Below are 18,022 nucleotides of genomic sequence, written 5' to 3'. Positions count from 1 at the left end.
CGTCCCCGTGTGGTGCGTGCGTGTCGTGCGGGCCGCCCGTCCGGCGGCCGTCCCCGGTCCCGGCCACGGGGGCCGGGACCGGGAGGGTCGATGTCCGTGGGTGCGGCGTGCCGGCTCCCACAACCGGTCCGCTCCACGCCCGAAGACGCGCGGGCTCCACCTCGCCACCCGAACTCCCCAGTCGGGGTGGGCGCCGGCGCCGTCCCCACCCGGGGGCCGTGCCGACCGGACCTGGCACCGGGGAAGGTGTGCCAGGGCCGGGCGATCACGGCACCCGGGTCGGGGCGGCGACGGTGGTGTCGTCCGCTGTCGGTCGTGCTGTCCTGCTCAGGTACTGCCGCCGTCCGTCGTCCCGCCCGCCAGCGGAACTCAGAACAGCCCGGGCAGAACCTCCTCCTGGGCCTTGGCGAACTCGTCCTCGTGCCGCTCCTGGTACTCCTGCCAGGCCTGCGCGTCCCAGATCTCGGCGCGCGTGAACGCGCCGATCACCACGCAGTCCTTGGACAGTCCGGCGTACCGGCGCAGCTCGGACTGGATCGCGATCCGGCCCTGGCCGTCGGGGTTCTGCTCGTCGGTGCCCGAGAAGAGGTTCCGCTGGAACACCCGCGCCGACTCGTTCGTCAGCGGGGCCGCGGCGATCTTGCGCGCCATCTCGGTGAAGGCGTCACGGGTGAACACGTAGAGGCAGTGGTCCTGCCCTTTCGTGATCATGCAGCCGCCTCGCAACTCGTCGCGGAATTTCGCGGGCAGCGTGAGCCGCCCCTTGTCGTCCAGCTTCGGGGTGTAGGTGCCGAGGAACACCGACCCCACCTCCACCTGGGACCCCTGTTCGCCCCAGCGATCACCACACTACCCCACACTCACCCACCGTCAACCCGAGACGGAGGTATCTTCGACCGTTCAACGGATGTTTCCGCAGGTCAGAGACGGTGGGGGACGGTGGGGGCGCGCGACGCGCCACCCGGTCGCGCGACGTCCGGAGGCCGTGTCCGGCTGCTCCGGCCGGACGGGCGTCCCACCGCTCCCCCACCGGCGTCGTCCCTGGTCAGGGACGGTTCCCGGGCCGATCGGGCCGCCCGGGGTGGGGACGGGTGGGGAGACGGTGGGAGGACCGTGGGGAGCCCGGGTGGGGGGCGGTGGGGGGCCCGGCGGACGCGCGGTGGGGCGGCGTGGGGAACCACCGTGGGGCGCCGTGGGGGACGTCGTGCCCGCGCCGCCGGGCGCGCCCCTCGGAGCGCGTGGCGTTCGGCCGTACGGAGCAGCAGCCGGGGGCGGGTGGCGGCGGCCGGTCCCGATCGGGGGACGTTTGACAGACTGGGGTCACCCGAGCCGTCTCCTGAGGAGGCCCGTTGTCGTCGAGCGCGCCGTCCGCGCCCTCCGTGCCGCCCGTCCCGTCGCCGTCCGGTGGTCCCCTCCGCCGGGCCGAGGCCAGCGGTGCGCACCCCGGTTACGCGTCCGAGCCGATGGACGCCGTCGCCGTCGCCGACGCGGCGGGCCGGATCGCCGCCGCGATGGCCAGGATCATCGTCGGCAAGCCGGACACCATCCGGCTGGCCCTGGTCGCGATGCTCGCCGAGGGGCACCTGCTCGTCGAGGACGTGCCGGGCGTCGGCAAGACCACGCTGGCCAAGGCGCTCGCCCGGGCCGTCGACGGGGCGGTGAGCCGGGTGCAGTTCACCCCGGACCTGCTGCCCGGCGACATCACCGGCTCGTCGGTCTACAACCGGCAGACCTCGGAGTTCGAGTTCCGGCCCGGCCCGGTGTTCGCCAACGTCGTGATCGCCGACGAGATCAACCGCGCCTCGCCCAAGACCCAGTCGGCGCTGCTGGAGTGCATGGCCGAGCACCAGGTCACCGTCGACGGCGGCACCTACCCGCTGGGTGACCCGTTCATGGTCGTCGCCACCCAGAACCCGGTGGAGATGGACGGCACCTACCCGCTGCCCGAGGCCCAGCAGGACCGGTTCACGATCCGCGTCTCGGTCGGCTACCCCGACCCGGCGGCCGAGCTGGCGATGCTCGAGGAGCACGGCTCGACCGACCCGCTGGAGCGGCTGCGGCCGGTGACCGACCTGCGCACGCTGCGGTCGATGATCGCCGGGGTCCGCGGCCTGCACACCGCGGCGGAGGTGCGCCGCTACTGCGTCGAGGTGGTCGGCGCGACGCGGCGGCTGCCCGATGTCCGCCTCGGTGCCTCGCCGCGCGCGACCCTGCACCTGCTGCGGGCCGCCCGGGCCTGGGCCGCGACCGCCGGGCGCGGCTACGTCGTGCCCGACGACGTCCAGGCCGTCGCCGTGCCCGTCCTCGCGCACCGGCTGGTGCTGGGCCCCGAGGGGGTCGCGGCCCGCCGGACACCGGCGGACCTGGTGCGGGCCGCCGTCGCGCGGGTCGCGGTGCCGTCCCCGCCGCGGGGCTGAGATGGCGCCGACCGCGCCGCCGGCCGGGCCACCGGCGCCGGCCGAGCCCGGTGCCCCGGAGGCGACCGGGTCGTCGGCGCCGCTCGCGACCGGCGGTGCGCCGCGTCGGGAACGGCGGGCAGGCCTGACCGTCCGCGGGCGCTGCCTGCTCGCCGGCGGCGCCGCGATGGTCGTCTCGGCGATCGTGCTCGACGAGCGCGACCTCGTCCGGATCGGGGCGTTCGTGCTGCTCCTGCCGCTGCTCGCGCTGGTCGTCGCGCTGCGCTCGCGCCGCTCGCTGCAGGTCGGGCGCACCCTGGAGCCGGCGCGGCTGGAGGCGGGCAGCGGCGGCACGGTGCTGCTGCGGATCGCCGGCGGCGCCCTGCTGGGTGCGCTGCGGATCGCCGACCACGTGCCCGACGCCGCCGGTCCCGCCGACCGCTACCCGCCGCGGTTCACCGTGCACCGGCTCGGCCGGCGCGGCGCCCGGGTCGGCTACCCGGTGCGGCCCGCGGTCCGCGGCGCGTACCGGATCGGTCCGCTGCGCGGCCGCGGCACCGACGCACTCGGTCTCGCCGAGTTCCGCCACGACCTGCTGCCGGCCGACCGGCTGCTGGTCCTCCCCCGGGTCACCCCGCTCACCGGACGCCCGGCCCTGACCTCCACCGCCGCCGGCCGCGGCGCCGAGGGCGGCAGCCGCCCCGGCCCCGGCACCCCGGACGTGCTGATCCGCCCGTACCGCCAGGGCGACGAGCTGCGCCGGGTGCACTGGCGCTCCAGCGCCCGACGCGACGAGCTGATGGTCCGCCTCGACGACCGTCCCGACCCGTCCGGCGTGACCCTGCTGATCGACCGGCGCGACAACGCCCACCGCGGGCACGGGCCCGCCTCCAGCCTGGAGTGGGCGGTGGCGTTCACCGCCAGCGTCGCGGTGCACCTGCTGCAGCGCGGCGAGGCCGTCGCGCTCGTCGACGAGTCCGGCGAGACCGTCGGCGACGTGCCGCCCGGTGTGACCGGTGCGGACGCCGTCCCCCCGCGGCTGGAGTCGCTGGCGGTGCTGCGGCCCTCGGCGAGCACCGGGTTCACCGCGCCCGGCCCCGGGCCCGGGCACCCGGAGGGTGTGCTCGCGGTGCTCGGCGGGACCGCGCCGCAGGACGTCACCGCGCTGGTCTCGGCCTGGCCGCGCGGCGGGCACGCGGTCGTCCTCGACGTCGACACCTGGTCGGCCGCGACGCGGTCCCCCGCGGCGTCGGTCGCGGCGGCCGCGCTGCGCCGCGCCGGGTGGCACGCCACCGTCGTCACCTCCGACATGACCGTCCAGCGGGCCTGGGCGGACGCCTGCGGCTCGCCCGGCACCGCGGGGGCGACCGGATGAGCGCGCCCACCCGGCCCCCCGTCCGGCCCGCGCCGCCGCCCGCCGCGCCCGTCGCCGAGGCCGCCCCCGCGGGCCGGACGCCGGGCGCCCCGGCCTGGACGGTCGTGCTGGGACCGGTCGCGACGGTCGTCGCGGTGCTGCTCGCCGGGACGGCGATGAGCTCGGTCGTGCAGGGCGCGGCCTGGTTCGCCCACGCCACCGTCGCGGTCGTGCTGGTCGCGCTGGTCGGCGGCCTGCTGCTGCCGCTGCGGGCCTGGCTGGTCGCGCCCGGGCAGCTGCTGGCCCTGGTCCTGCTGGTGACCGCGTGGTTCACCGGCAGCGGTGTGCTCGGGGTGCTCCCCGGGCCGTCGGCGTTCGGCGAGCTGTCGGGCCTGCTCGGGGGGGCCGGGCAGCAGATCGACAGCGGCCTGCCGCCGGTCGCGGCGAGCCCGGAGATCCTGCTGCTGGTCACCCTCGGCTTCGGCACGATCGCGATCGCGGTGTTCGGGCTCGCGGTGACCGTGGCCGCCCCGGCCGCGGCCGGGGTGCCGCTGCTGGTGGTGTTCGCGGTGCCGACGGCGCTGCAGCCGGACCTGCTGCCCTGGTGGACCGTGGTCGCGGCGACGCTCGGCTACGGCGTGCTGCTGCTCCTGCGCCCGGACCGGCTGCGGCAGATCCCGGCCGGGGCCGCGGTCGTCGCGGTCGCCCTCGTGGGCTCGCTGCTGGCGGGGCTGCTGGCGTCGTCGGTGGGAACCTCGGGTCGCTTCGACGCCACCGGCGGGACCGGGGGCGACGCCGACGGCTCGATCGGGCTGAACCCGTTCACCTCGCTGCGCGGGCAGCTGACCCGCAGCGAGCCGCGGCCGCTGTTCAGCGTCCGGGGTCTGCAGACCCCGACCTACCTGCGCGCGCTCACCCTCCGGTCCTACGTGCCGCAGGAGGGCTGGAAGGCGGGGCGCCCGCTGCCGGGTGTGCCGCTGACCGGGCCGCTGCCGCCGTCGACGTCCGGGCCGGCCGCCTCCCAGGACGTGCAGGTCGAGAACCTGGGCTTCCGCGACTACTGGCTGCCGGTGTTCGGCGACCCGACCCGGATCGGGGTGAACTCACCGAGCTGGGCCTACGACACCGACGGCGGCATCGTCTACAGCGAGCGCGCGCAGTCCGAGGACGGCTGGACCCAGTCGATGCGGCTGCCGGAGCCCTCGGCCGACCAGCTGCGCGCGGCGTCCGGGCCGACGACGGTCGACCGGGCCTACCTCGACACCGACGGCGTCGACCCGCGGGTCACCGCGATCGCCCGCGAGGTGACCGCCGGTGCCACGACGCCGTTCGACCGGGCGATGGCGCTGGAGGACCACTTCACCGGGCCCGGCTCCCCGTTCACCTACAGCCTGGCGACCGCGCCGGGCGGCAACGGCGACGCCCTGGTCGACTTCCTGACCCGCGGCCGCACCGGCTACTGCGAGCAGTACGCCTCGGCGATGGCGGTCATGCTGCGCGCCGTCGACGTCCCGGCGCGGGTGGCGGTCGGTTTCACCGCGGGTGACGCCGACGGCTCCGGGGCCCGCACGATCACCACCGAGGACGCGCACGCCTGGGTCGAGGCGTGGTTCCCCGGCTACGGCTGGCTGACCTTCGACCCGACCCCGCTCGCCGACGGCCGCACCGTCGACCCGGCCTACGTCCAGCAGGCCCGGGAGCAGGACGGCGGCACGCCCGCCGCCGAGCAGAGCCCGCAGCCCGAGCCGTCCGCGACGCCGCCGCCCCCCGAGGCCGGTGGCCCCACCCCGGAGCCCCCGCCCACCGAGGAGCAGGCGGCCGACCAGCCGCCGGCCGCGACCGGGTCCTGGTGGCCGCTGGTCGTGGCGCTGCTGCTGGTGGCCGCGGTGCTCGCGGTCGTGCTGACCCCGGGCCTGTGGCGCCGGCACCAGTACTCCCGCCGGGCCGGGCTGGCCCGGGCCGGCGGCGACGGCGCGGCGGCGGCGGCGTGGGACGAGGTCCTGGCCGCCTCCCGCGACCACGGGGTCCCGGTGCCGCCCGGGGACACCGTCCGCGCGGCCGCCGACCGCATCACCGAGCGGCACGGCCTGTCCGGGCGCCCCGCCGAGGCGCTGCGGGAGCTGGCGGGCCGGGTCGAGGCGAGCTGGTACGGCGGGATGCTGCCCGAGCCGGGCACGCTCGACGGCCTGGTGGACGAGGTGCGGACGGCGATCGCAGCCGGTGGGACGTCGTTGCGGGCCCGGGTGCTGCCGGCCTCGGTGGTGCCGGAGGCGGTCCGGCGCGGGCGCCGTCCGTCCGACGACGATCCGGCGGCCGACGACGGCGCCGCCGACACCGACACGGCCGGGGAGCCCGCCGAGCGCAGCTGATCCGCCCACCGCGGCGCGGGGTTCCCGGCCCGCGGCACGGGCGCGGAGCCCCGGGACCTGCAGCGCGGGCCGCGGGGGCCCGGCGGCCGGGTCGACTCGCCGTCCTGCCGCGCCCGGGTCGACGCCTCGGCCCGGTACGGCCCGGGTCGACGCCTCAGCCCCGCCGCGCCCGGGTCGGCGCCCGGCGTCCGGTCGGAGCCCGGTCGGCGCCCGGCGTCCGGTCGGCGTCCGGTCGGCGTCCGGTCGGCGTCCGGTCGGCGTCGTCGGCGGCGGCGGCGGTCGAACGGCACCGGTCCGTCCCGATCACCCGCGCCCCACACACGACGGCGGGGCGGGCCACCGAACCGGTGTCCCGCCCCGCCGGGCGTCGTGCGGACGGCCGCGAGGGCCGTCCGGTGTCATTCCTGCTCGAAGCGGCGCCGGAAGCGCTCCTCCATACGGCCGGTGAAGCCACCGCCGCTCTCGCCGGACTGCTTGTCCTTCGGGGCGGACCCGCCCTGACCGGTCGTCTCCTCGCCGCCGCGACGGGCGCCGATCGAGGTGACCGCCAGCAACGCGCCGCCGAGCATGGCGAGGAAGCCGACGATGCTCAGGATCGGCAGATCACCGAGCCAGAGTGCCCGGAAGGGGATCCCGGCGACGAGCAGCACGAGGCCCACCACGAACAGGACGGCGCCCTGGATGCGGCGGCGCCGGGCGGGCTTGCTGCGCCGGCTACCGCTGACCGAGGACGCGAACTTCGGGTCCTCCTGGTAGAGGGCGCGTTCGATCTGTTCGAGCAGGCGCTGCTCGTGCTCGGAGAGCGGCATGCCTTCACCTCCGGCACACGTAATCGGACGGTAGGCCGCATTCGACCCGGGCCTCCTCGCCCCGGCCGGTACGACGGGCGCCCCAACCTGGGCGTCTGATGTCCAGAGTACGAGGCGAATCGTGCCGCGACCACCCGGACCGTCCAACCCGCTCGGCTGATCGTCGAGCGGACGGCGTGGCGCGGCGTGTCGTCGCTCACCCGGACTGTCGCAGACCCACCCGGACGGGGGTGGGCACCCGGGTGAACGCCGGACGACCGGTCACCGACGGCAGCCGGACGGCGACCGTCGGACACCGGCCGCGGGTCGGCGTCAGTACCGCCGGGCGAGCAGATGCAGCCGCGGGGCGACCTCGGCGAGGGCGCCGACCTGCGACGCGAGCGCGTCCAGCTCGTCACGCTCGTCGCGGCCCGCCGTCTCGCCCTCCTGACCGGGACCGGGCAGCCACGCCTCGAGGGTGCCGTCACCCTGCAGGACCTCGGTCCGCAGCCGCCCGGTCTCGGCGGTGAGCTCCTGCAGCCGGTGCGCGTCGAACCGGCGCAGCAGCCGGTCGTCGGTACCGGTGCGGCCCTCGGGGTCGGTGAGCAGGGCGCGGGCCTCGACGAGCCGGCCGGTGGCCAGGCGCCCGATGAACGCCCCGTAGCGCCCCACCGTCAGCACCGACACCGCCCCGCCCGGGGCGGCGGCCGCGGCGAGCGCGGCGAGCACCCGGCCCGGGCCGTCGACGACCTCGAGCAGCCCGTGGCCCAGCACGAGGTCGGCGCCGTCGGCCGGGGCGACCTCGGCGAGGGTGTCGACGTCGCCGTTCACCGGGGTGATCCGGTCGGTGACACCGGCCTCACCGGCGCGTCGGGCCAGCGTCGCCAGCGCGTTGGGGCTGGTGTCGACGACGGTGACCGCGCAGCCGGCGATCGCCAGCGGCACCGCCCAGGTGCCGCTGCCCCCGCCGACGTCGAGCACCCGGGGCGCGGCCCCGGTGTCCCGGCGGACACGGTCGATCTCCCTGTCCAGCACCCGGAACACGGCGGCCCCGCGCGCTGCTCCGGCCTGCTCGCGTGTCGGCGATCCCACGGCACCGAGACTAGTGGCCCCTGCCGGTGGCCGGCCCGCCCGCCCGCCGGGACGCCCACGACCGGGCACCCGACGATCACGTGCACTCCGCCCGGCGACCGTGCCGGACCGCACGGTAGGTTGGGTGGGTGCAGGTCGTCGCCACGCTCAGTCTCAAGGGTGGCGTCGGCAAGACCACGGTCGCACTGGGTCTGGCCGGCGCGGCGCAGCGCCACGGCGTCTCCACCCTCGTGGTGGACCTCGACCCGCAGGCCAACGCCACCACCGCGCTCGACCCGGAGCCCACCACGGCCACCGTCGCCGACGTGCTGGACGAGCCGCGCCGCGCGGTCGTCGAACGGGCCATCGCACCGTCGGCGTGGGGCGAGGGCCTCGACGTGCTGGTCGGCGCGGAGCAGACCGAGCGGCACAACCACCCCGACCCGGGGGCGGCGCAGCTGTACCGGCTGGACCGCGCCCTGCAGCGGCTGGCCGGCGAGCTGATCACCGACGACTCCGGCGGCTCCGAGCACGCCGAGGAGCGCTACCGGCTGGTGATCGTGGACTGCCCGCCGTCGCTGGGGCAGCTGACCCGCAGCGCGCTGTCCGCCGCGGACCGGGCGATCCTGGTGACCGACCCGACGATGTTCTCGGTGTCCGGCGTGCAGCGCGCGTTCGACGCGGTCCAGACCGAGCGCGAGCGGTCCAACGACCGCCTGCAGCCACTGGGTGTGCTGGTCAACCGGGTGCGGCCGCGCAACACCGAGCACGAGTTCCGGATCTCCGAGCTGCGTGAGCTGTTCGGCCCCCTGGTGTTCAACAGCGTCCTGCCCGACCGCTCGGCGGTCCAGCAGGCCCAGGGCGCCTGCCTGCCGATCCAGGCGTGGGACACCCCGGGCGCACGGGAGATCTCCGCGGTCTTCACCGCGTTGCTGGGCCGGGTACTGCGCAGCGCCTCGCGCCCCGCCGCCTCGGCCTGACCGACCCCCTTCCGGTCCGTTCCCCGGCTCCGCCCGCTCCCCCGTCCCGGCCGATCCGCTGACCCGGAGCGGCCCGCCGCCCCGGCGGACGGACCTCACCGGGGCAGCAGGAGCTGCACCCGGGTCACGAACTGCTCGGCCTGGCGGAGCAGGTCGTCGGCGGCGCGCCGGTCGACGTGCCGCCCGATCCCGGCCTCGGCCTCGATCCGCAGCCGCGAGCAGCCGGCGAAGAACGCCGCCCACTCCTCCAGCTCCGGTGCGACCTCGGCGAGGAGCCGCCACACGTCGCGTGGGGCGCCCCGGCGGGTCCTGGGCCGGGCCCGCATCGCCAGCACCGCCGCCCCGGCACGCAGCGCGGCGAGGTAGGCGGCCGGGTAGCGACGCAGCGGCTCGGTCTCCCGGTGCGCCTCCGCGAGCTGCTCGGCGGCCTGGCGCAGCAGCCCGAGCGCGTCCCGCGACGGCGGGGCGGGCGCGGGCGACGGTGCCGCGCCTCCGGGGCGCTGCGGGGCGCCCCCGTCCGCCGGCACGGATGCCCCCGGCAGGGGGATCACCTGCCCGGACCGGCCGGCGGTCCCGGGCGCCCCGGCCCGACCCGGCCGGCCGGTGCACCCGGTGCCGGCCGGGTCCGCACCGGTCCGGCCGCTCCCCCGTCGGGACGGCGCCGCCCCGGCGGCGGGGCCCGCACGGTCGGCCGTGCCCCGTCCCGCGCTCCGGGCCGCGCCGCAGTCCAGCGGCCACAGCCCGTCGGCGACCGGCCGCACCCGTCCGGACCGCCGCTCCGGCCGCGCGGCGCCCACCGGGGCGTCGCCCGGCGGTCGCGCCCCGGCGGACCGCGGCGACGGCAGCGCCAGGTCCAGTTCCATCGTCCTGCTCCGCACGCGCACCTCCCGCATCTCCCGCACCTCTCAGTCGACCTTCACCAGGTCCCACACGCCCGGACCGGATCGCATCCGCAGCACCACCTCGCGCGGCGGCTCCTGCGGGTCCTGCACCGACCGGGCGAGCACCCGCCAGCAGCTCAGCCGGTCCCCGCCCACCGGCATCGGCGACGGGAACGGCCACGGGGATTCCTCGATCCACTGGTCTCGAACCCCGGTGACCAGGAAATGTTCCCCGCGGCGCGACGGACGCCGGGAGAACTCCACCGGCTCACCGTTCTGCCAGCGCACGTCGATCGCCGCCGGCTGGCGGGACCGGAACAAACGCGAGAAGCCGCCCACTGGCACCACCACGCCCTCCACCCGGTGGCCGGGCCTCGGTTCCCACCACCGGAATCGGTCTCCGGGACGCCCGGCGACGGGGTGCTTCCCCCACTCCGCCCACCGGACGCCCGGTGTCGAACGCGCGTTCGACGTACGTCAGTAGAACGCGCGTTCGATCGCCGCGTCAAGTCGGGCGCCCGGGTGGCGGCGCTCAGCCACCGGCACCGTGCCGGAGCACCCGGTCCGGACCCGCCGCGACGGGCCGGACGTGGTGTGATGGGGACATGTACCCGGACACCGACCCCGCCCCCGCGCGGGCGTGCGGTCCCCACCGGGGCCGGTGCTCGCGGTGACCGCCGCGCCGTCGCGTGCGCGCCTGGTCGGCCTCGGCCGCGGCGAGTTCGCCGACCGGCTGGGCGAGGCGATCGACGTCTACGTCACGGCGATGGGTTACCCGCGGTCGACCGCACGCCAGCGCCGCTCGCTGTGGCTCGAGCACTCCTACCGGCCCGGCTGGCGCTCGGTCGGCTGGCTCGACGAGCAGGACCGGCTGACCGGCGTCGGCTACGGCTACTGGGGCGGCCCCGGGCAGTGGTGGTTCGAGGAGGTCCGCCGCGGGCTGCGGGCCCGGCGCGGGGAGCCCGGCGCCGTGAGCGTCGACTGGCTGACCGACTACTTCGAGCTGACCGAGCTGCACGTCCACCCGCAGGCCCAGGGCTCGGGCATCGGCGAGTCGCTGCTGCGGGCGCTGGCCCGCGACGCCACCCGGGCCCGGATGCTGCTGTCCACCCCCGAGTACGGCCGGGCCGCACCCGGCCGGGCCTGGCGGCTCTACCGTCGCGCCGGGTTCGTCGACGTACTGCGCGAGCACCTGTTCACCGGGGACCCGCGCCCGTTCGCCGTGCTCGGGCGCGAGCTGCCGCTGCTGCCCACGCGTCACCCGACACACGCCCCCGAGTGACGCCGGGACCGCCGTACCCGGGTGGCACGATGACGTCATGCCGCCGCACCGCACCGCGCCACCCGCACGCCGTCGATCCCGGACGCGCGCGCTCGTGCTGCTCGCGGTGCTGGCCCTCCTCGCGCTGACCGGCTGCACCCGGGTCCAGGTGGCCCTCGCCGTGCAGCCGGACGACACCGTCGACGGCACGATCGTCGTCGCGACGCCCGAGGGCGCGCCGGACGGCCGCGGCCCGCAGCTGGAGGTCCCGGCCGACCTCGCGGGCGAGGTCGAGCTGGCGCCGTACGACCAGGACGGCTTCGTCGGCACCCGTGCGGCCTTCGAGGACCTGACCTTCGCCCAGGTCTCGCAGCTGAACCTGCTCGGCGGGAACGCGTCGGGCCGGGCGAACCTGGAGCTGCGCCGCGTCGGGGAGCGGATCGCCGTGCAGGGCCGGGCCGACCTGACCACGATGCCGGTGGACCGGGCCGACGTGCGGCTCGCGATGAGCTTCCCCGGCGAGGTCGTGGAATCCGACGGGGAGACCGACGGCGGCACGGTCACCTGGGAGTTCGTCCCCGGTGAGGTCTCACAGATCAACGCCTCGGTGATCTCGACCGATCCGAACGCGCCGTCGATCCTCGGCTGGTCGCTGCTGCTGGCCGGGCTCGTCGTCGTCGCGGCGGGGGCAGCCGTGCTGCTGGCCCGGCGCGACCGGAACCCGCCGATCCGGCGCTGAGGCCGCGCCGGACCGGCGGGGGTGGCCGACCGGAACCGGTCAGAGGTCGACCGCGACCGTGCCCGTCGTCGCCGCCTCGTGCACGGCGACGACGTCGTCGATCCCGAACCGGGTGACCGCAGCGGGGTCACCCGGACCTGGCCCGGACCGGGCTCCGGGGTGTCGAGCTCACCGACGGTCAGGACGACGCGGGCGGCGCCCTCACGGGAGTGGCCGACCGCCTTCACCCGGCCGTCCGGCCGTCGCCGGTCCGGCCCGCACCGGTGCCGGGACGACCGTGGCAGGGCGTGCCGCCTCCCGGCCGAGGGTCGGCCACCTGCCGGCAGGCGGTGCTCCTCCGTCACGCACGCGTCCGGCGGGAGCGGGTCAGGCGGAGTCGCGGCGCTCCTCGGCCAGGGCGGCGACGGTCTCGCGGGCGGCGGCCCGGCGGGCCTCGGCGCGCCGACGCCGCGCACGCCACCCGACGACACCGACGACGACCACGACCCCCAGGACCACCCAGCCGGCGATCCCGAAGGCCTTCTCGAACTGCTCGGCGGCCTCGCGCAGCAGGAACCCGGCGGTCACGTGCACGGCGGACCAGACCGTCGCCCCGACGACGACCGCCGGCAGGAAGCGCCGCAGCGGCAGCCCGGACGCCCCGGCCGCGGCGGGGGTCATCGTGCGCACCACCGGCAGGAACCGGGCGCCGAGCACCGCCAACGGACCCCGGCGGCGCAGGGTGCGGGCGGCGTCGTCCCAGGCGTCGCGGCCCATCCGGCCGATGATCCGCGACTCGCGCAGCCGCGGGCCGAAACGGCGGCCGATCGCGTAGCCGATCGAGTCGCCGCAGGCGGCGGCGACCGCGACCACCCCGGTGACCAGCACCGCGGCGGGGACGTCCGGGACGGCCATCGCGGCGGCGATGAGCACGGTCTCGCCGGGCAGGACCAGCCCGACGCCGATCGTGGTCTCGCCGAGGGTGACCAGCCCCGCGACGAGTACCACCACCCACAACGGGACGGAGGTCAGGAAGTCGATGATCTCGGCGATGGGAGGCTCCTCGGCCGGGGTGACGGGGGCCGCGTCAGTCGACGCAGGGCACCCCGTCGGCGGTCAGCTCGGGCTGGGTGTCGGCGGCCGGGGTCGGGTCACCCCGGGGCGCCGCGGCCCGTCCGGTCCCGCTCGCCGTCGTGGCCGGGGCCGGGGTCGCCGGCGCGGCGGCGTCCGCGTCGTCGCCGTCCCCGGGATCGGCCGGCGTCCCGGGCGCGGCCAGCCCGGCGAGGAACGCGGTGACCTGCGCCGGGTCGACCTTCACCGCGACGCCCTCGCTGCCGGTCCGGTAGTCGGCCCGGCCGGTGGGGATGGTGCGGAAGGTGACCCGGTCGCCGCGCAGCTGCGCGGCGTGGGCGAGCATCGAGGTGAGGTCCCAGCCCTGGTCGAGCACGACGGCACCGTTGACCGCCTGCATCAGGTCGGCGACGGCCGTCGGGTCGGTGAGGGTGCCCGCCGACAGGAGCCGGTGGGTCAGCCCCGCGAGGAACGCCTGCTGGCGGCGGACCCGGTCGAGGTCCCCCTCGGGCAGGCCGTGCCGCTGGCGGACGAACTGCAGGGCCCGGGCGCCCTGCACGGTCTGCGGGCCCGCGGCGAAGTCGGCGCCGGAGTAGCTGTCGCGCACCGGGGCCTTGAGGCACACGGGGACGCCGCCGAGCGCGCGGGTGATCTCGGCGAACCCGGCCAGGTTGACCTGGGCGTAGTGGTCGACCGAGACCCCGGTGAGCTCCTCGACGGTGCGCACGAGCAGCCTGCTGCCCGCGGCGTCGGCCTCCCGCTCCAGGTCCGGCCCGCCCAGCCCCTGCCGGACCAGGTCCGGCCGGGCGATCGCCGCCCCGCGCGCCAGCGCAGAGTTGATCTTGTGTTTGCCGAGGCCGGGGACGTCGACCCAGGAGTCGCGCGGGATCGACACCGCGGACGCGCCGAGGTCGGGGTCGTCCGGGATGCGGACCAGCATCAGGGTGTCGGTGTTGTCCTGGCCGTCGGCGTCGCCCGCGTCCAGGGCGTCGAGGACCTCGCGGGGCAGCGGGTCGCCGCGGGCGTCGACCCGGGAGTCGCTGCCGACCAGCAGGATGTCGGTCGCGCCGTCGGCGACGTGCGGTCCGGTGACGTCCGCGGTGGTCAGACCGCTGGTGCCGCCGACCATCGCCCAGCCGGCGCCGGTGGCCAGGAAGACCGCGACCGACAGGGCCGCGACGAGGCCGCGGACGCGGTGCCGCCGCGGGGCGGGGGTGCGCTGCTCGGCGCGGGGCCAGGGGGCGACCGGGCGCATCGGGGTGGTGGGGCGGGCGCCGGGGTCGCCGGGCCGGGACCGCTGGCCGGCCGACGCGGGGCGGTCGGCGGGCCGGCCCGACGGGGCACCGGGGACCGCGCGCCAGGGACGGGGACCGGCCGGGGCGCCGGGGCGGGACGCCGGCGGGCCGCCGGACCGGGGCCACGCCCCCGGCGACCGGGTGTCCCGCGGCGGCGCCGCACCCCGGGTCCCGGTCCGCGGCGCGCCCGGAGCCGTCGGGGTCGCACCGGGGGCAGCCCTCGCACCCGGCGCCGGAGGGGTCGCGGGGACCGGCGGGACGCCGGGGGTGCGGGGTGCGCCGGCCCGGTCCGGACGCGGACGGTCCGGGGGCACCGGACCCGGCGGTGGCGTCACGCGCTCCCCCGACCGCGGACGGCGTCCGGCTCACGCCTGCGGTCCTGCGCGGCCACCACGGTCCGGACCACCTCGACCATGCCGGCGTCGGCGATGACGTAGATCTGGTGGCGGCCCTCGCGGCGGGCACGGACCAGCCCGGCGAGCTTGAGCTTCGCCAGGTGCTGGCTCACCGCCGCCACCGGCTGGCCGAGGGTCGTCGCGAGGGTGCCGACGTCGCGCGGGCCGTCGGCGAGCAGCCAGACGATCTGCAGCCGCGAGGTCGCGGCGAGCGTCCCGAACGCCGCGGCCGCGTCGGCCAGCAGCTCGGGGTCGAGGGGCTGCGGGCCCTCGGGGGCGGTCTCCACCGGACCTCCAGACAGTTGCGTCACTTACGCAACTGTTACCGTACCGGGCGGCGCCGGACGCGGTGCCGGGGACCGGAGGGGCACCGTTGGACCGGACGATCGGGCGCGACGGTGCCGCGGCGCGGCCGCCGCCCCCGCCCGCCCGTCCACCCGCCACACCCGGCGAGCCCGCACTGCGGCACTGGGCGGGCGCCGACGCGTTCGCGCTGCTCAGGGGCCTGGGTTCCGCGCGCCGCGGACTGTGCGAGGACACCGCCGCACTGCGCCTGCACACCCACGGCGACAACGCCACCGACGCCGTCCGGCGCCCGGGCGCGGCCGTGTGGGCCCGCCGCGCGCTCGCCGGCCCGTTCTCCGGCCTGATGGCCGTGCTCGGGGTGCTGCTCGCCGTCGCGGGCAGTCCCGGCAGCGCGACGCCGGTGCTCGTCGTCGCCGCGCTGGGCGTCGGGCTGCGCCTGTGGCACGCCGCCCGCGGCGACCGGCTGTCGCGGGAGCTGCGCGCGCACGCCGCGACCACCGTGACGGTCCGCCGCCGCCCGGCCCCCGGGACCGCACCGCGGGACAGCGAGGTGCCGCCGGAGGACCTGGTGCCCGGCGACGTCGTGCTGCTCGGCGCGGGCGACCCCGTCCCGGCCGACGCGCGGCTGCTGTACGCCCGGGACCTGCTGGTCGACCAGTCGTCGCTGTCCGGGGAGCTGCTGCCGGTGGCGAAGGCGCCGCCGTCGTCGCGGGAGCCGCGCCCGGCGCCGCGGCGACGCCCGTGGCGGGCCGGGACCGACGACGGCCCGGTCACCGCGCACCCGGCGCTGCTGTTCGCCGGGAGCACCGTGGTGCGCGGCACCGCGACGGCGGCCGTGCTGGCCACCGGGGCGCACACCCACACCGAGGAGCTGGCCGGGCGCGGCCGCCGTCCCCGGCCGGCGTCGGAGGTGGACCGCGGCCTGCGGTCGGTGCGCCGGGCCCTGGTGCGCTGCATGCTGCTCGCGGCGCCGCTGGTGCTGCTGGTGAACGTCGAGGTGTCCGGCGACGTGCGGCAGGCGCTGCTGTTCGCCGTCGTCGTGACGGTCGGGCTGGCCCCGGAGCTGCTGCCGCTGATCGTCGGGACGACGCTGCTGCGCGGCACGGCCCGGCTGCGCGAGTCCGGGGTGCTGGTGACCCGCCCGGAGGCCATCCACGACCTCGGCTCGATCGACGTCGCCTGCCTGGACAAGACCGGCACGCTCACCGAGGACCGGGTGGTGTTCACCCACTCCGTCGACGTCGACGGCCGTCCCGACCCCGCCCCGGCCGACGCGGCCGCGGTCGCGGTGCGCTTCCAGACCACCCCGCGCGACGGCCTCGACGACGCCGTGTCCGCCGCCGACCGGGACGGGTCGGCGCTGCTGGCCCACGGCCTGCTCACCCGGGTCGAGGAGCTGCCGTTCGACCACACCCGGCGGCGCTCGGCGATGGTGCTGCGCGACGCGCACGACCCCGGTGAGCTGGTGATCGTGCGGGGCGACCCGGACACCGTGCTCCCCCGCTGCACCCGGGTCGCCCGCGACGGCGGGCCCGTGGAGCTGACCGAGTCGCTGCGGGCCGCGGCCGCCGACGCGGCGGCCGGGCACCGCGCGACCGGGCTGCGGGTCGTCGCCGTCGCCACCCGCCGGACACCGCTGCTGCGCCCGCTCGGCGCCGGTGACGACGACGACCCCGAGCGCGACCTGCTGCTGCTGGGCTTCGTCGGGATGGTCGACCCCGTGCGGGAGTCCGCGGCCCGCGCGGTGGAGCGCTTCGCCGAGCAGGGCGTCGCGGTGAAGGTCCTGACCGGCGACGACACCGCCGTCGCCGAACAGGTGTGCGCGCGGGCCGGGATCGCCGTCACCGGGGTGCTCGACGGCGCCGCGCTCGACGCGCTGAACGACGTCGCGCTGGCCCGCGCGGTGCAGCGCACCACCCTGTTCACCCGGCTCGGGCCGCTGCAGAAGGAGCGGGTCGTCGCCGCGCTGCAGGCCCGCGGGCACACCGTCGGGTTCCTCGGCGACGGCCTCAACGACGTCGGCGCGCTCCGGATCGCCGACGTCGGGATCGGCGTCGACGGGGCGGTGCCCGCCGCCCGGGCGGCCGCGGACATCGTGCTGGCCGACCGCAGCCCCGACGTCGTCGTCTCCGCGGTCGAGGAGGGCAGGCGGACCCTGGGCCGCGCCACCCGCTACCTGACCGTGACCGCCGCGCTGAACGTCGGCAACGCGCTGTCGGTGCTGGTCGCCTCGGCGGTGCTGCCGTTCCTGCCGCTGCTGCCCGCGCAGCTGCTGCTGCAGGGCGTGCTGTTCGGGGTGGCCGCGTTGTCGCTGTCGTTCGACCGGGTCGAGCCGGGCTGGACGGCGCGGCCCCGGCGCTGGGACACCCGCGGGATGCTGTGGTTCATGGCGGTCCTCGGGCCGCTGGCCTCGGCGTTCGACCTGGTCACGTTCTGGGCGGTGTGGCGCTTCCTGGGCCTGGACACCCCGCAGGAGCAGGCGGTGTTCCAGGCCGTCTGGTTCATGGAGGGGGTGCTGTCCCAGGTCCTGGTGCTGCTCCTGCTGCGGACCAGGGCCGGGCGCGCCGCGCGGCCGGTGGTGGCGACGGTGACGGCCGTGGTCCTGGCCGGGCTGGCGGTGCCGTTCACCCCGCTCGCCCCCCTGTTCGGGATGGCGGCGCCACCGCCCGCGGTGTGGCCGCTGCTGGCGGCCGTCGTGCTGCCGTTCCTGTCGTGTGTGGCCGCGACGCGGCCGCTGTACCTGCGTCACGTGCTGGGGATCCGCGCCGCGGGCCCCCGGCCGGAGAAGGAGAGGATCCGATGACCCCACCCGGACCGACCCAGCTGCTCGTCGTCCTACTGGTCGTCGTGCTGCTGTTCGGCGCGAAGAAGCTGCCCGACCTGGCCCGCTCGGTGGGCCGGTCCACCCGCATCCTGAGGTCCGAGCTGGGCGAGACCCGCGACGCCGGGGCGGCCCGCTCCGAGGACCGGGCCCTCGAGGAGCGGCCCGCCGGGGAACCGGCGGCCCGGGAGCGGGTCGCGGAGGAGCGGACCACCGGCGAGCGCTGACCGTCGCGGGGCCGGGGGCGCCCCTCCCCCCCCCCCCCGGCCGGGTCATAACACCGCCGACCATAAAGTCCAGAAACCCAGCACGAAAA

General features: G+C 77.6%; 16 protein-coding genes. 8 read left to right on the top strand and 8 right to left on the bottom strand.

Annotated elements, in window-relative coordinates; translation table 11 throughout:
* Positions 1–369: 369 nt before the first annotated feature.
* Positions 370–801, bottom strand: coding sequence for a division/cell wall cluster transcriptional repressor MraZ (mraZ, locus tag WHI96_RS09965; RefSeq protein WP_043276508.1), 432 nt, complete (start codon positions 799–801; stop codon positions 370–372).
* A gap of 662 nt (positions 802–1,463) precedes the next feature.
* On the opposite strand from mraZ, the gene WHI96_RS09960 reads away from it, so the two are divergent.
* Genes WHI96_RS09960 through WHI96_RS09950 form a run of 3 tightly spaced genes read left to right on the top strand, consistent with a single transcriptional unit; the run spans position 1,464 to position 6,119 of the window.
* Complete coding sequence (locus WHI96_RS09960; RefSeq protein WP_345650521.1) at positions 1,464–2,417, top strand: AAA family ATPase; 954 nt, start codon at positions 1,464–1,466, stop codon at positions 2,415–2,417.
* Position 2,418: 1 nt separating this feature from the next.
* Positions 2,419–3,771, top strand: coding sequence for a DUF58 domain-containing protein (locus WHI96_RS09955; RefSeq protein ID WP_345650518.1), 1,353 nt, complete (start codon positions 2,419–2,421; stop codon positions 3,769–3,771).
* The gene (locus WHI96_RS09950) at positions 3,768–6,119 is read left to right on the top strand and encodes a transglutaminase TgpA family protein (protein ID WP_345650514.1); all 2,352 of its coding nucleotides are present in this window, start codon (positions 3,768–3,770) and stop codon (positions 6,117–6,119) included. The genes WHI96_RS09955 and WHI96_RS09950 overlap by 4 nt, the downstream gene beginning before the upstream one ends.
* A 398-nt stretch (positions 6,120–6,517) precedes the next feature.
* On the opposite strand, the gene WHI96_RS09945 is transcribed toward WHI96_RS09950, so the two are convergent.
* A complete protein-coding gene (locus WHI96_RS09945; protein WP_020623751.1) occupies positions 6,518–6,928 on the bottom strand; it encodes an SCO2097 family morphological protein in 411 nt (136 codons plus the stop codon).
* A gap of 312 nt (positions 6,929–7,240) precedes the next feature.
* Positions 7,241–7,999 (bottom strand): class I SAM-dependent methyltransferase, encoded by a 759-nt coding sequence (locus WHI96_RS09940; RefSeq protein ID WP_345650507.1) that lies wholly within the window; start codon positions 7,997–7,999, stop codon positions 7,241–7,243.
* Positions 8,000–8,127: 128 nt separating this feature from the next.
* Between WHI96_RS09940 and WHI96_RS09935 the strand changes: the two genes are divergently transcribed.
* Positions 8,128–8,958, top strand: coding sequence for a ParA family protein (locus tag WHI96_RS09935; protein ID WP_073573930.1), 831 nt, complete (start codon positions 8,128–8,130; stop codon positions 8,956–8,958).
* 95 nt (positions 8,959–9,053) lie between these two features.
* Here the strand turns inward: WHI96_RS09935 and WHI96_RS09930 are convergent, their stop codons facing one another.
* Both WHI96_RS09930 and WHI96_RS09925 read right to left on the bottom strand, forming a co-directional pair.
* Positions 9,054–9,821: an SAV_6107 family HEPN domain-containing protein gene (locus tag WHI96_RS09930; protein ID WP_345650505.1), complete on the bottom strand. Its 768-nt coding sequence runs from the start codon at positions 9,819–9,821 to the stop codon at positions 9,054–9,056.
* Positions 9,822–9,863: 42 nt separating this feature from the next.
* Entirely contained in the window at positions 9,864–10,190 is a 327-nt protein-coding gene (locus tag WHI96_RS09925; RefSeq protein ID WP_308819801.1) for a hypothetical protein, read from the bottom strand.
* Between the two features lie 319 nt (positions 10,191–10,509).
* Between WHI96_RS09925 and WHI96_RS09920 the strand changes: the two genes are divergently transcribed.
* Both WHI96_RS09920 and WHI96_RS09915 read left to right on the top strand, forming a co-directional pair.
* Positions 10,510–11,121, top strand: coding sequence for a GNAT family N-acetyltransferase (locus WHI96_RS09920; RefSeq protein ID WP_345650497.1), 612 nt, complete (start codon positions 10,510–10,512; stop codon positions 11,119–11,121).
* Between the two features lie 37 nt (positions 11,122–11,158).
* Complete coding sequence (locus WHI96_RS09915) at positions 11,159–11,839, top strand: LppM family (lipo)protein (protein ID WP_345650495.1); 681 nt, start codon at positions 11,159–11,161, stop codon at positions 11,837–11,839.
* A gap of 366 nt (positions 11,840–12,205) precedes the next feature.
* Here the strand turns inward: WHI96_RS09915 and WHI96_RS09910 are convergent, their stop codons facing one another.
* The 3 genes from WHI96_RS09910 to WHI96_RS09900 form a co-directional block, all read right to left on the bottom strand.
* Positions 12,206–12,826 (bottom strand): DedA family protein, encoded by a 621-nt coding sequence (locus tag WHI96_RS09910; protein ID WP_345650493.1) that lies wholly within the window; start codon positions 12,824–12,826, stop codon positions 12,206–12,208.
* A 79-nt stretch (positions 12,827–12,905) separates the two neighbouring features.
* Positions 12,906–14,144 (bottom strand): LCP family protein, encoded by a 1,239-nt coding sequence (locus WHI96_RS09905; RefSeq protein WP_345650491.1) that lies wholly within the window; start codon positions 14,142–14,144, stop codon positions 12,906–12,908.
* Between the two features lie 371 nt (positions 14,145–14,515).
* On the bottom strand, positions 14,516–14,866 hold the full coding sequence (locus WHI96_RS09900; protein WP_345647497.1) for an ArsR/SmtB family transcription factor: 351 nt from the start codon (positions 14,864–14,866) through the stop codon (positions 14,516–14,518).
* A gap of 86 nt (positions 14,867–14,952) precedes the next feature.
* Here WHI96_RS09900 and mgtA point away from each other — a divergent pair, with 86 nt between their 5' ends.
* Both mgtA and tatA read left to right on the top strand, forming a co-directional pair.
* A complete protein-coding gene (gene mgtA / locus WHI96_RS09895) occupies positions 14,953–17,688 on the top strand; it encodes a magnesium-translocating P-type ATPase (protein ID WP_345647494.1) in 2,736 nt (911 codons plus the stop codon).
* On the top strand, positions 17,685–17,933 hold the full coding sequence (tatA, locus tag WHI96_RS09890) for a twin-arginine translocase TatA/TatE family subunit (protein WP_345647492.1): 249 nt from the start codon (positions 17,685–17,687) through the stop codon (positions 17,931–17,933). Before mgtA ends, tatA begins: the two co-directional genes overlap by 4 nt.
* The last annotated feature ends 89 nt before the right edge of the window (positions 17,934–18,022 follow it).

The sequence above is a fragment of the Pseudonocardia tropica genome, assembly GCF_040105315.1.
GTDB lineage: Bacteria > Actinomycetota > Actinomycetes > Mycobacteriales > Pseudonocardiaceae > Pseudonocardia > Pseudonocardia alni.
Note: the sequence above shows the minus strand (reverse complement) of the source record. Positions and strands in the feature narration are given on the sequence as shown.

What these genes read in the sequence shown, in the direction of transcription:
- WHI96_RS09960 (WP_345650521.1), top strand. Translation starts at nt 1,464, where the DNA reads ATGGACGCCGTCGCCGTCGCCGACGCGGCGGGCCGGATCGCCGCCGCG.
- WHI96_RS09955 (WP_345650518.1), top strand. Translation starts at nt 2,419, where the DNA reads ATGGCGCCGACCGCGCCGCCGGCCGGGCCACCGGCGCCGGCCGAGCCC.
- WHI96_RS09950 (WP_345650514.1), top strand. Translation starts at nt 3,768, where the DNA reads ATGAGCGCGCCCACCCGGCCCCCCGTCCGGCCCGCGCCGCCGCCCGCC.
- WHI96_RS09945 (WP_020623751.1), bottom strand. Translation starts at nt 6,928, where the DNA reads ATGCCGCTCTCCGAGCACGAGCAGCGCCTGCTCGAACAGATCGAACGC.
- WHI96_RS09930 (WP_345650505.1), bottom strand. Translation starts at nt 9,821, where the DNA reads ATGGAACTGGACCTGGCGCTGCCGTCGCCGCGGTCCGCCGGGGCGCGA.
- WHI96_RS09915 (WP_345650495.1), top strand. Translation starts at nt 11,159, where the DNA reads ATGCCGCCGCACCGCACCGCGCCACCCGCACGCCGTCGATCCCGGACG.
- WHI96_RS09905 (WP_345650491.1), bottom strand. Translation starts at nt 14,144, where the DNA reads ATGCGCCCGGTCGCCCCCTGGCCCCGCGCCGAGCAGCGCACCCCCGCC.
- tatA (WP_345647492.1), top strand. Translation starts at nt 17,685, where the DNA reads ATGACCCCACCCGGACCGACCCAGCTGCTCGTCGTCCTACTGGTCGTC.